Origin of the sequence: Endozoicomonas sp. YOMI1 (assembly GCF_024606345.1) — a bacterium.
Lineage (GTDB): Bacteria > Pseudomonadota > Gammaproteobacteria > Pseudomonadales > Endozoicomonadaceae > Endozoicomonas.
Genome location: NZ_JAHHPM010000342.1, coordinates 1 through 13,002, shown reverse-complemented (window position 1 = coordinate 13,002; position 13,002 = coordinate 1). Strand labels below are relative to the sequence as shown.

The window sequence follows — 13,002 nt, the reverse complement described above, 5'->3', positions numbered from 1 at the left end:
CGTACCGTTTTACGAGAGACTGGCGGGGAAGTTCCGCCGGTCTACTCACCAGGTGCGACCGAACATAATCAGTGCATTGTGTTTGTTATCCAACCGGCAACTGCCTGACCAATGTAATGTTATCCGGCGACATGTCTGCCCCCCAGGCCATCACCTCCACGCCAGCTGCAATCGCTTTTTGTAATTCTTCTGCATAAACCGGATCAATCACCTGTGCCGCCGCCACATGGTCAATACCGGTATGCTGAACGCAGAAAAACAAAACGGATCGATGACCATCAGCAACCATCTGGGTAAGTTCTCGCAGATGTTTTGTACCCCGGCTGGTGACGGCATCCGGGAACAGGCCAAGGCCATTCCCCATTGCCAGCGTGACACTTTTGACTTCCACATAACAGTCGGGCAGGCCTTCCTGCTGCAGCAGCAGATCAATACGGCTGTTTTCTTCACCATAACGAACTTCACGGCGGATAGTCTGGTAGCCGGACAGCTCTGATACCTGACCAGACAGCAGAAGCTCCTCAACCAGGGCATTGGCCCGTCCGGTATTCAGTCCTGCCAGAGTGGGGCGTTCTTCGCCGTTAAACACCACCGGAATTTCCGCCTGTTCCCAGGTACAGGGGTATTTACGCCGGGGATTTCCTGAGTCGGAATACCATACCCGATAACCCGGGCAGAGGCAGTTTTTCATGGAGCCGGTATTCGGGCAATGCAGGGTTATCCGGGAGCCATTGGCCAGCTCAACATCGGCCATGAAACGTTTGTATCTTTTTATCAGGCGGGCCTCAGATAGGCGATTATCATATTTCATTAGGGATGCTCATTACTTAATTTCATTAATTTACTTATTGAAATTCTAAAATAGAATCCTAAGATGCCGATTGATCATACCTGACCCTGCCGAGCTGACAGGCTCTCTGAATCCATTGGGTAGCAGATTCGGAGAATATTATCAGTTGACCTGAGGGCAGGTTTTGGTCAATGTCAGAAAGCGGATGACATTTTTTTATGGCGTCTTGCCATGGGTTTTGGTAGTTTCTCCGCTTCTTTAAGGAAGGCAAGAGGCAAGTGCCAGGAGCTTTTGTTCTCGCCAGGCACCCGTGGTGTTGACCTTGGCTTTCAGGGAGCCGGCTTACCGGCAATAACAGAGGGATCGCAGAGGCAACAGGCAGAATGCGAGCGCCTCTAAATGGAGAGATCCAGGATTCTTGCTCATTTGATAGATCCCCTGGCTCATGAATAGAAGGTGGTGAGGCTGTAATCATGTCAGCACAGAAAAACGCGGATACAGGCAATCTGCTCAAATCGTATACCCCCTACCAGGAAAAGGATGGGGAAGAATACATGAACGAGCAACAGATCGCTCACTTCACCAAGATCCTGCAGAATTGGAAGCAGGAGCTGATGGAAGAAGTGGATCGTACAGTGAACCATATGCAAGATGAGGCCGCGAACTTCCCTGATCCGGCAGACCGCGCCAGTCAGGAAGAAGAGTTCAGCCTTGAACTGAGAACCCGTGATCGTGAGCGTAAACTGATCAAGAAAATCAACGATACGCTGTCCCGGATCGAAGAAGACGACTACGGTTTCTGCGACAGCTGTGGCGTAGAAATAGGCATCCGTCGTCTGGAAGCCCGCCCCACTGCTACGCTTTGTATCGACTGTAAGACACTGGCCGAGATCAAGGAAAGACAGCTGGGTAACTGAGGTACCCGGATGATGAATCAGGCTGTGGTACGGCGAGTATCACAAGCTGATTCATTCTTGACTGGTTCTAGATAGCTAACGGCACTTTAGGAACTGCCCTGAAATAGCTTCACTATTTTCGATGTTATCCAGTAAAGAAGAACCTTGCCACGGAGGCACGGAGAAAAGAAAAATCTTTTCCTCTGTGACTCCGTGCTTCAGTGGCAAAAAGAGGAAGTTATTCAGGGACAATTCCTTAGATGCTGACAGACCTCTGCAAACTGAATCTTCTGCGGCACTCACTCAATACCACTTGCCTGATTGATCATCATTTCCTATGGGCGACACACTGAGCACTCCCTCCTACGTTGGACGTTTTGCGCCTTCCCCTTCCGGCCCTCTGCACTTTGGCTCTCTGGTTGCGGCACTGGCCAGTTACCTGGATGCTCAGGCCCATCATGGAAAATGGCTCGTGCGCATGGAAGACATTGACCCGCCAAGAGAACAGCCCAAAGCTGCAGATCTTATTCTCAAGGCTTTGGACGTTTATGGTCTGCATTGGGATGATAGTGTGCTGTTTCAGAGTGATCGCAGCGAAGCCTATGACGAAGCCCTGGGCACCCTGCTCCGTGCAGAGAGACTTTACCCATGTATCTGCACCCGCAAAAAACTGGCCGGTTTGAACGGTGTGTACCCCGGTTATTGTCGCAATCACCGTGTGATCCCGAGCCAGCCCCATAGCCTCAGGCTGTTGTGTAATCACGATATCATGCAGTTTCAGGATCGTATTCAGGGTGATCAGTGGTTTGATTTAAGCACCCTTGGCGATTTTATTCTCAAGCGCAAGGATGGGCTGTACGCCTACCAACTGGCCGTTTGCGTTGATGATCACTTTCAGGGGATTACTCATATTGTCAGGGGAGTAGACATTCTGGATTCAACCCCAAGACAGCTCTATCTGCAAAGCCAGTTACACTATCCACACCCGGTCTATGCCCATGTTCCGGTGATTACCCAGAACCCTGGCAATAAACTCAGTAAGCAGAACCATGCGCCCGCCATACCACTGAACAACCCCCGTCCACTGATGATCAAAGCATTGACTGCCTTTGGCCTGAAGCCAGAGCCAGACCTGTTGATGAACTCTGTTGAAGAGATTCTGTCCTGGGGAATAAAAAACTGGTCTATGAGCAGCATGGCAGGGAAAAAAGAGATTTTGCTGGACTCTCTGGAACCCTGTTGATGTTTCACGGCAAGTCCAGCGAGACACGCAGTCTGCGCTCAGAAAATAGTCATATGCGCGAAACACTGGCAACGAAACGTCAACAGACCGTGAGCAAACCTACCGCTATCCTGTCGAACATGTTATATATGGTTGAATAAATCATATCCAGATGCCTTCAGGCAACTGGTAATGGGTCCAAAAAAGATGTGTTCAAGGAGCGAATATGTCGATAGTCCTTAAAACAGCTCTGGTTGCTGCTCTTTCATTCTTCTCTGTAAACCTGACGGCAAATACTCTGACCTTTTCCTCTTTGAGTGATATTTCCAGCAGACCTGCAGCAGAGAACCCTGACTTCTGTGATGCTGCGAGACGAACCCGGGAACAACTTATACGTCAAGAGCCTTCTATAACGATAAAGACCCCCATTCACACACAAGGCGTATCATCCTGCTTTACACCGGATGAAAACCTGATCTTTGTTGCCACACTGGAAGCTCAAAGAGTGCTGGGACCCAATGCACCCTGGTATGCAGAACTCAGCCAGGACATAAAAAGCCGCGTTACCGAAGCCTGCGGCATCATGGGCTATGAGAACAGTGATGTCAGTCGCGCCTACGACTACTGTCTGGAAAGCCGACAAGAGGAGCTGATGAGTCCCTACGAAGAAAAATTTGCCAAAGAGTCCAGTAAATATCTCCGTAAACGTCAGCAGGTGGCAGACAGCCTGGTGGTTCGTTGTGATGCCTCGTTAAGTGTAAAACGCAACCGCCTCCCCAAAAGCATGCGTTTCCCGGTGGCATGGTACAACTTGGACAGTCAATCCGTACCCAGCTGGTTACTGGAAGAAAAGATGGATGATGACCAGTGGCTGGAACAAATAGGCAAATTAAAAATTGATAATATTATGGCTGATATTCTGGGTAGCGATTGCCCCGGTGAAATGATCTACTGGGTCACTTACGACGCTCCGGGGCTGTAACCGTATAAGATAGTCTCAAGCTCTGTTACAGCAAATCTTCTTAGCTGTCGCAGGCCTGAGACTACCAAAGGTGCTCAATAAGTTGTCAGGAGCCCGATAACAGTGAATACATTCACCGCCGTTTCAACACCTCCGGAAATATACACCCCTGCCGATGCCCAGCTGCTTTTATGGCCTCAGATCATCCCCGAGGCCACAGGCTGGCAGTTATACTCAGAGCTTTATTCCACATTACCCTGGCAGCAGGATCAGATAACCATTTACGGTAAAACCCTGCCGGTTCCCAGGCTTCAGGTGTGGATGGGTGATCCTGGTGCAGACTATCAATATTCAGGCCTGGAACTTTCTCCACAGCCATGGAGTCAGACCGTGACCGCCATTAAACAACAGATCGAAAATATCTGTGGCCATCACTTTAACTCGGTATTAATCAACCTTTATCGCAGTGGACAGGACAGCAATGGCTGGCACAGTGACGATGAGCCGGAGTTAGGAGAAAACCCGGCTATTGCATCATTCAGCCTGGGAGCGACACGGAGGTTTCGGTTGCGTCACAAGCACAGAAAAGACATTCAACCTTACACTTTTGACCTGACGTCAGGCTCTCTATTGCTAATGGCTGGAACTACTCAGAAATACTGGCAACACTGCCTGACAAAAACAGCAAGACCGGTAGAGCCCAGGATCAACTTGACCTTTCGCCAAGTGATGACAAATTCCCCGACAAACAACGAATAAAAAAAAGGATAGAAAAGTAATCCCGGGAAACAGTCAGATATCAACCTTATACCAATTGAAGAAATGAACTTATTTCCACTGCGATAATCAATAAAACGGGGAAAAATTTCTGTACAGCTAATTTGATAAAGTCTTTCAACTTTTTAGTTCGGTTAAAAAAGGATCTACACAAATGGCTAACTCATCCCAGTCTTATATAAGCGCAAACGCTCCGAATGAAGGTGTCTGGTTAATGCCTGTCACAGGCTCACATGAGAACCCTGCACCAGCAACCGGAGATTTTCACTCACACGACACCTTGATACAGCCACTTGAACTGCAGGATTTGAAGATTCGGGGATATTCACAACAGGAAATTGAGGCGGCAGAGAAAACACTGCAACAGAGAAGTATCACTCCCACCTATGGGGCCATATCCCGCTTTCTGGATACAGGCTCTTGCCCTGATAAATATCCTCTCTTTGAGCAGCTACATGGAGCCATTTACCAGATATCAGGCGTTCAGGGTAAAGTCCGGCTGGCCAAGGCACTAAAAGAATATGCACAGTCATTAAATGATGAGGCAGTCAGAGATCTTGACCAACACTATGCATCCTTGTGGCCCGATAGACAGAAAATTAGAACCATAGTTGACCTTTGGCCTGATGCGCTCACAGAGCAAGCTGGTTATATCAAAAGATACTGGCCAGAACTGGTAGTAAAAGGCAATATGGTATTTAACTTCGATTCAACATCAAAAGTCTGTTCCAACGACTATGGAATCATTAGAAGAGCCCCATCACCGTTAGGGTATCTGGCCTTTTTCCGCCTTATTAAAGACATCTGGTTCGATGCCATAAACACCAACAATAAATGCGCCATGAATAGAGTCAGTCATCTACTGATCTCCTTCACCAAGGCTATATCCGACAATACCCGCAAATGTGGAGGTGGTAGTCGAAAAGAACAATTCGAAAATGTCATTCAACGGGAGCTGAAAAAAGGCATCTCATCCACTTATGATATCGGCGCTTTTGCTTTTCTGCTGGTCACAGCCCCAGCGTTATGGCGTTATCATAAAAATGAAACGTTTAAGTTGATGATTAGCAGAGCTTTTAATAGTAAGGCAGATAAACTGGCTCCCCTGTATTCGCAGTGGCAGAATCCAGCCCGGCAAGATCAGACCTGTAAAACTGTCGAGGCCGAGGTAATCCCTGAAATTGCCATTACCCTGCATTACCTTGAAAGCATTTTTGACTACCTTGTTAACTATAGAACAGAGGACTATTGGAGTAGAACACTCAGTAAAGAGATAGCCAGTGGACAATATTTCGACAGCGCCACTAAACAGTTAGCGAACCCAATTCAAGTATCTGATTGGAAAACATTACCTCATCTTCCTGAAATAAAAGAAACACTGTCTCAATTTTATGCCAATCCCAACCATCAGAAACTATTTTTAGGAACAGAAGAGTTCAAAGCATACCAGAAAGAACAGAGGCGATTAAAAACCAGGCAACGGTTCACTGAGGCCATTAAAATTACCACAAAGCAGATTAAAAAAGAGAAAGCAGACCGCATTAAAAAGGAGTTCAAAGAGCAGGGATTTGCAGCAAGACAGGATAGTCAGGGCAATATCAGTTATGGAGAGGCCTACTATAAACAACGCAAAAAATACATCAGTTACCTTAAGGAGCAAAAACTGGCCGTTGAACAACAAATTGGTGTCTCTATTCCTTTTAAAGTGAAGGCTGCACAGCTGAACCAGACGCTTGACGCATTTAATGAATTACCCACTGCTGAGCAACGGTACTGGAAAATGAGCGCTGCCTACGCTAAAAGTACAGCCATTCCAGAATTATTAGCTGACTTAACACTGACACAAGAGTCAGAGCCTGCTGAATTGTTGGCCCATGAGCACGAAAACCTGAAGGAACATCAAAGTAAATTGATTACTTGCCGCTGCTCAGAGTGTACCATTTGCGAAGCCACCCGTTATCTCTGTGAGTGCCGGGATGGCCTGAACCAGAGAATTGCCAAAAGAGAGAACAAACGCAGAGACGGCATTCTGAAACAAAAAATTATTAAAAGCGTTAAGGCTTATTATGCTAAAAATTTCTGTACAAAGGGCGCCCCTGTGCTGGAGGAAGATAACCAGACAGCAATTCCTTTAGCACAAACGCAAAACCCAAATAAGAGAAAACGCACAAAGCCCTTTGTTGATCGTGATAAAAGCACCCTTTCCCGTTCAGCTAAAATGCCTCGTCTTGAGCACATTCACACCGATGGAAGCCTGTGTGAGAAAAAACACCACTCAGAATCTGTGATTAATAAACACCAGCGTAAGTTTATAACCACAGTATTGCATAAAAAAGTGTATGCCCCTGAAAAAGTACAACGGCGTCACCAACGTTCAGCAGAACCTGCTGGACAACAAAAATATAATCAAGTGCTGCGGCAACTTTATAAACATCATGCTGACATCTCACCCTCCCGAATAAGCACTACTAAAATCCTTGACTGGTTTGATAAAAACCCGGAACAGGCAGCCGCTGCTGTTAACGATTTGCAGGGTCGGCCACAAGAAATCAGGTCGCTGTTTAAACCAGGCACTCTGGAGTTTGCAACGCCTAAGACACTAAAGGCAATTCCATGTCAGGTGATCTACCACGATATTGAATCATTTAATAAACACCTCCATGCCCTGGCAACTAAAAAGAATAATAATTTCGTTCCTCTGGATAACAAGAAAGTAAAGGGATTATACCTTCATAAAACATTCTGCCTTGCCTGCCGTACAAACTTTGGCCAGAAGCGGGAACTACAGGCCCATTTAAAAGAAACGCATCAGGCAACCATGGATAAAACGTTTGCCAGTATTCGGGCAATGGGACATGAGTCGACAGACGAACCTGCCCCCATTACCATGCTGGACTCACCGATTGACAACACGGAACCTCAAGCCTTTGAGCAAATCCCCTTTGATCAACAATCACAGGCATGCGCAGCTCTCTTCGAGCATGAACGTACATAATATTTATGCGTTTTATCCAATTAGCATCATCGGTCTGCCGCATAAGATAATCTGCCAGTAATCTTTTGCGGTTTACCCATATAACCATTACCATGTCCGTCCAACTGCAAAACTGCACAGACGTAACATGTATATCTACCGGCTGGTTCTGCTTCTGGTGATTGGTATTTACCTTTTTTCTCCTGCCATCATGGGTTGGTGGATTACGTTTGGTGAACAGTGGTATCAGCCCTGGATACTCTGGTTCATACTGATTGTCGCGGGCTTTACCCTTCAGGTCAGGGGTAACAGCGATGAGCTTTGAACTGGAATACATCGTGCTTGCCAGTGTTGCCTATCTGGCAGTTCTTTTTCTCTGTGCCTGGGCGACGGATCGTGGCATCGTCCCGCGCAGAGTGGTTCATCACCCGGCAACCTATGTTCTATCCTTGGGCATCTATGCCAGCAGTTGGGCCTACTATGGCAGTATCGGGGTTGCCCACGACGATGGTTATGTTTTTCTCAGTTTTTACTTTGGCTTGAGTGGTGCATTTTTGTTAGCCCCCGTGCTGCTGGTGCCAATATTAAGGATAACCTCCACCTATCAACTCAGTTCTCTGGCCGATGTGCTGGCCTTCCGTTTCCGGAGCCCGGTGGCGGGTACGTTAAGTACACTGCTGCTGATGTTTATCACCTTTCCCCTGCTGGCCCTGCAAATACAGGCCGTGGCAGATGGTGTTTATCTGCTGAGTGATGAAACATCCCCTGACAAGCTGGCCTTCGGTTTTTGTATTATGGTCACGTTACTGACCATGATGTTTGGCACCCGGCATCTGGCCAGCCGCCATCAGCATGATGGTCTTGTGGTGGCTATTGCCTTTGAGTCTCTGCTGAAACTGCTCATCATAGCGCTGCTTGGCGGCGTCGTCATCGCCGAGGTGTTTGGTGGTTTTTCCGGATTAAACAGCTGGCTTGAAGCAAACTCTGACGTCATTATCGGGATGAACTCTCATCTGGAAGATGGCCCCTGGCGGACAACGCTGTTGATGTTTTTTGCATCTGCTGTGGTTATGCCCCATATGTTTCATATGACGTTTGCAGAAAACCGCGACATAAAAATGTTATTCACTGCCAGCTGGGGCCTGCCTTTCTTTTTATTATTGTTGAGTATTTCCACCCCCCTGATTCTCTGGGCGGGTCTCAAAATCGGGAGCCCTTATCCGCCCGAGTACTTTCCACTGGCTATTGGTCATGCGCTGGATAGTCGATGGTTAACCATCATCGCCTATATAGGCGGACTTTCTGCGGCCAGCGGCCTGTTTATGGTGACCTCACTGTCACTGTCCTCCATGCTGCTTAACCACGTCATCCTGCCGCTTTATCAGACCGGGGAGCCAGCCCAGGGCCAGATGAATATCTACCGCTGGCTGACCAACGTAAAACGCCTGATTATCGCTACCCTGATCCTCGCCTGTTATGGGTTTTACCGGCTGCTGCATAACGAAGTGGACATGTACAGCCTGAGTATCGTCGCCTATGTGGGAGCCCTGCAACTGCTGCCGGGTACTCTGTCTACGCTCTATTGGGGCAGAGCAAACCATAAGGGGCTGATTCTCGGGATTCTGTCCGGAACCACAGTCTGGTTCTTTACCCTGATGCTGCCTTTAACCATGGGACTTGAGATTTTCCCAATCCGCAGCGTCAACTTCGGCACCATCACTAACGATGGCTGGTATATTGCCGCCGCCTCATCATTGCTGGTGAATGTTCTGGTGTTCTACCTGGGCTCCAGTTTTACCAAAATGCCTGATGAAGAGCGTAGCGCGGCGGCTGCCTGCCTGGTTCGTGAGGTGCGCCAGCAGCCCTACAAAATCCCCAAGGCCAGCTCTTCCTATGAATTTCAGGAGATGCTTAGCGCCCCTCTGGGTCCGGTAGCCGCCCAGACGGAAATCAATAAAGCCCTGACCGATCTCAATATGAGAGCAGATGATAACCGTCCGCACTCCCTGAGACGACTCAGGGATCGTATTGAGAATAATCTATCCGGCCTTATGGGGCCCACCATTGCTCATGAAATCGTTAACTCCTTTTTACCACTGGATGTTGACAATGATTACGTCCCGAAAGACATACATTTTATGGAGTCCCGACTGGAAGTGTATCACTCAAAACTGACCGGTCTGGCGGGTGAGCTTGATAGCCTGAGACGTTATCACCGGGACACATTGAACAGCCTGCCCATGGCCGTCTGCTCCATTGACGCTGCCATTAAGAGCACTTCGGTTGACAACCCGGAATCGCTGTCATCGAACAACACGGGCGAAGTGATGCTCTGGAATCAGGCAATGGCAGAATTAACCGGTATTCCTGCCGAAGCTGTTCTGGGGATGCCCTTGAGGACCATTCCTGCTCCCTGGAACCAGATCCTCAATGATTTTATGCGACTCCCCGACAATCACCTGAACAAGCACAGTGTTGAAATGGATGGTGGCACTCGCTATTTCAGCCTGCACAAAGCCGCTGTTCAGGCACCGGTTTCCGGTACCGGCGGTAATCAGGTCATGCTGCTGGAAGACCAGACAGAAACCCAAATGTTGGAAGAACAGCTTTTTCACAGTGAACGACTGGCGTCTATCGGGCAGCTGGCCGCCGGTGTTGCCCATGAGATTGGCAACCCGATTACCGGTATTGACTGCCTTGCCCAGGAAATGAGTGCGCTGGCATCGGACCCGAATATACAGCAGAGTTCCCGACAGATACTGGAACAAACCAAAAGGGTCAGTCGCATTGTGCAAACACTGGTGTCTTATGCTCACTCCGGTCAGAAAGGAGAGAAAGTCGGGCATAAGGGTGATTCCCCATCGGTCGCAGAGCCCGTAGAAGTGTTTAGCACCATCCAGGAAGCCATTAGCCTGTTGCAATTGAGCCATAAGAACAGCAATATCGTATTCCGCAATTTATGCATTGATGACCTTTGCGTCAGCGGTAACAGCCAAAAATTACAACAAGTGTTTATCAATCTGCTGAAAAATGCGGCCGATGCCTCAGAGGAAGGCGCTGACACTGTGGACACTGAAAGCATTGTTTCCGTCAGCACCACAGCCAACCAGCACACGGTCACCATTCGTTTTGAAGACCAGGGGCATGGCATTCCCAAAGCCATTCAGGAAAGGCTGTTTGAGCCATTTTTTACCACCAAAGAAGCGGGTAAAGGGACTGGCCTGGGTCTGGCTCTGACCTGGAATATTATTGAAGAACATTTTGGCAGTATTCAGGTGGTGAGTCCGCTGGACCCACTCACAGGGCGGGGATCCTGCTTCATCATTTCGCTTCCACGCTACGAATCTGAGTCAGTGATGACTTTAGACACAGGGGAGCAGCCATTGGAATTTCAGGGGGACATGGCATGAGTCAGGACCAGATACTGATTGTTGAAGATGAAGAAATTATCAGGTCGTCACTGCGTCGTCTTCTTGAACGACAAGGATATAGTATTACCGAGGCAGGCTCTGTTCATGAAGCGGAAGACTGCCTGAAACAACAGTCATTTTCGCTGATCATCAGCGATCTAAGGCTTCCCGGTAAGCCCGGTACTGAAATGATTAACCTGGCCAATGGCATTCCGGTATTGATCATGACCAGCTATGCCAGCCTGAACTCGGCAGTATCAACCATGAAGCAGGGTGCCGTCGATTATATTGCCAAGCCCTTTGATCATGCAGAGATGATTCAGCGCGTGGCTGAAGCTATTGAAAAGCAGGCAGCTCAGAGTTTTGGCACCGATGCTGACCAGGGCAACAATGAAGCGACATGTTCCGGTGATGGCTTTAATGGCATTTTGGGACAGTGTGATGCCATGCAGCTATTGTTCCGGCAAATACAAAAAGTCGCTCCAACCGATGCCACGGTGTTGATTCAGGGTGAATCAGGCACCGGTAAAGAGTTGGTTGCCAGAGCCATCCATGAAAACAGTAAACGCATCAATGGCCCGATGATTTCTGTCAACTGTGCCGCCATTCCGGAAACACTGATTGAATCAGAACTTTTTGGCCATGAAAAAGGCTCATTTACCGGAGCTACAGCCGCCAGAACCGGTCTGATCGAAGCGGCCAATGGAGGCACACTGTTTCTTGATGAAATCGGTGAGCTGCCACTGGAAGCCCAGGCCAGGCTACTTCGCGTTCTTCAGGAAGGTGAAATTCGTCGTGTTGGTTCCGTACAGTCACTGTCCGTTGATGTTCGACTGATTGCCGCTACTCACCGGAATCTCCGCCAGCTCTCTGCACAGAATGCGTTTCGTGAAGACCTCTACTATCGACTGAAAGTGGTGGAATTGCGCATTCCGCCGCTCAGGGAGAGAGGCAATGATATCCTGATGCTGGCAGAAAAGCTGCTGGCCAGAACCTGTGGAAAAATGGGGCTGGAGGTTTTCTCACTGGCCCCCGAAACCATGGCCGCCATTTCCCAGTATCAGTGGCCGGGGAATGTTCGCGAAATGGAGCATGCCATCGAACGGGGTGTCATTCTTTCCGAAGACAATATCATCACTCCGGAAAACCTGGACATTGACGTTCGTGTGAAACAGACCCTGTTCCGTCAGGATGCAGAAGAGCTGCAGGATGGCCTGACCCTGGAAGACTACTTCCAGCGTTTTGTGCTTGAGCATCAGGATCAGATGACCGAAACCGAGCTGGCGCAAAAGCTCGGTATCAGTAGAAAAACCCTCTGGGAGCGGCGCCAGCGCCTGGGCATTCCAAGAAAGAAAACAGCAGCAACCTAATTCACAGGGAACCAACACCAAATATAAATGTCTGTCTGATTTGCTGCTGAAATAAATAATTCAACAGATCGGTTTTGATATGGACAGCGCTAACGGTTTTAAATGTGTAATATGTCGTGACCCGATATGTTGCGACTCAGCAAAATACCAAAGCATCGATCTGACATGCGGGCATGCTTTTGGTAGATCATGCATGCGAAAATGGATAGAAAGTTCTAACCAAAAAGAATGCCTTATCTGTAAAAATCCATTAACTGATAATGAAATAAAAGAGATAAAAAATATCCCATTGCAGGAGCGTGTGGCCATTAATTCGGAAAAAGCTATTAAACTTTTTGGCCAAACTATTTTGAAGCTTTTAGCGCTACCTCTCCTATATAGATTATTGAATTATCACTTTAACAAGTCATTGGCACTAACTTTGCGGAAACACATATGGATCGTCGGACCAGCCATGGGGTTACTGCCTTGGGCATCGATGGCGTCTGTATCAACATCACTACCTCATATCTTATGTAGAATAAACTTTGCTGGAGATCAAGAATGGAAAGGGCTTGTTGCAGTTAACAAAAACCTATCTATAGTTACTCGAACCTATTCAA

Annotated in this window: 10 protein-coding genes and 1 pseudogene; 10 read left to right on the top strand and 1 reads right to left on the bottom strand. The window is 48.1% G+C overall.

The annotated features are described in order from the left end of the window. Positions 1–85: 85 nt before the first annotated feature. On the bottom strand, positions 86–811 hold the full coding sequence (sfsA, locus tag KDK15_RS12295) for a DNA/RNA nuclease SfsA (protein ID WP_257295654.1): 726 nt from the start codon (positions 809–811) through the stop codon (positions 86–88). 452 nt (positions 812–1,263) lie between these two features. On the opposite strand from sfsA, the gene dksA reads away from it, so the two are divergent. The 10 genes and pseudogenes from dksA to KDK15_RS12250 all read left to right on the top strand — a co-directional run. Further along, positions 1,264–1,707 (top strand): RNA polymerase-binding protein DksA, encoded by a 444-nt coding sequence (gene dksA / locus KDK15_RS12290; protein ID WP_209204159.1) that lies wholly within the window; start codon positions 1,264–1,266, stop codon positions 1,705–1,707. Between the two features lie 316 nt (positions 1,708–2,023). Then, complete coding sequence (gene gluQRS, locus KDK15_RS12285; RefSeq protein WP_257295653.1) at positions 2,024–2,929, top strand: tRNA glutamyl-Q(34) synthetase GluQRS; 906 nt, start codon at positions 2,024–2,026, stop codon at positions 2,927–2,929. Positions 2,930–3,134: 205 nt separating this feature from the next. Continuing rightward, positions 3,135–3,890 (top strand): hypothetical protein, encoded by a 756-nt coding sequence (locus KDK15_RS12280; RefSeq protein WP_257295652.1) that lies wholly within the window; start codon positions 3,135–3,137, stop codon positions 3,888–3,890. A 102-nt stretch (positions 3,891–3,992) separates the two neighbouring features. Then, entirely contained in the window at positions 3,993–4,628 is a 636-nt protein-coding gene (locus KDK15_RS12275) for an alpha-ketoglutarate-dependent dioxygenase AlkB (protein WP_257295650.1), read from the top strand. A gap of 172 nt (positions 4,629–4,800) precedes the next feature. Further along, on the top strand, positions 4,801–7,641 hold the full coding sequence (locus tag KDK15_RS12270) for a hypothetical protein (RefSeq protein ID WP_257295649.1): 2,841 nt from the start codon (positions 4,801–4,803) through the stop codon (positions 7,639–7,641). Positions 7,642–7,768: 127 nt separating this feature from the next. After that, positions 7,769–7,945, top strand: a complete 177-nt coding sequence (locus tag KDK15_RS12265) for a hypothetical protein (protein WP_020584290.1) — start codon at positions 7,769–7,771, stop codon at positions 7,943–7,945. Then, positions 7,935–11,030, top strand: a complete 3,096-nt coding sequence (locus KDK15_RS12260) for an ATP-binding protein (protein WP_257295647.1) — start codon at positions 7,935–7,937, stop codon at positions 11,028–11,030. The genes KDK15_RS12265 and KDK15_RS12260 overlap by 11 nt, the downstream gene beginning before the upstream one ends. Next, on the top strand, positions 11,027–12,400 hold the full coding sequence (locus KDK15_RS12255; protein WP_257295646.1) for a sigma-54 dependent transcriptional regulator: 1,374 nt from the start codon (positions 11,027–11,029) through the stop codon (positions 12,398–12,400). The genes KDK15_RS12260 and KDK15_RS12255 overlap by 4 nt, the downstream gene beginning before the upstream one ends. Positions 12,401–12,479: 79 nt before the next feature. Further along, positions 12,480–12,587, top strand: a pseudogene (locus KDK15_RS21290) (hypothetical protein); the annotation flags it as partial. Between the two features lie 6 nt (positions 12,588–12,593). Continuing rightward, on the top strand, positions 12,594–13,002 hold a 409-nt coding region (locus KDK15_RS12250; protein WP_257295645.1), incomplete at its 3' end, for a hypothetical protein.

Excerpts from the sequence above, each read along its gene's own strand:
- KDK15_RS12280 (WP_257295652.1), top strand. The coding sequence starts at position 3,135 with ATGTCGATAGTCCTTAAAACAGCTCTGGTTGCTGCTCTTTCATTCTTC.
- dksA (WP_209204159.1), top strand. The coding sequence starts at position 1,264 with ATGTCAGCACAGAAAAACGCGGATACAGGCAATCTGCTCAAATCGTAT.
- KDK15_RS12270 (WP_257295649.1), top strand. The coding sequence starts at position 4,801 with ATGGCTAACTCATCCCAGTCTTATATAAGCGCAAACGCTCCGAATGAA.
- KDK15_RS12260 (WP_257295647.1), top strand. The coding sequence starts at position 7,935 with ATGAGCTTTGAACTGGAATACATCGTGCTTGCCAGTGTTGCCTATCTG.
- gluQRS (WP_257295653.1), top strand. The coding sequence starts at position 2,024 with ATGGGCGACACACTGAGCACTCCCTCCTACGTTGGACGTTTTGCGCCT.
- sfsA (WP_257295654.1), bottom strand. The coding sequence starts at position 811 with ATGAAATATGATAATCGCCTATCTGAGGCCCGCCTGATAAAAAGATAC.
- KDK15_RS12255 (WP_257295646.1), top strand. The coding sequence starts at position 11,027 with ATGAGTCAGGACCAGATACTGATTGTTGAAGATGAAGAAATTATCAGG.
- KDK15_RS12265 (WP_020584290.1), top strand. The coding sequence starts at position 7,769 with ATGTATATCTACCGGCTGGTTCTGCTTCTGGTGATTGGTATTTACCTT.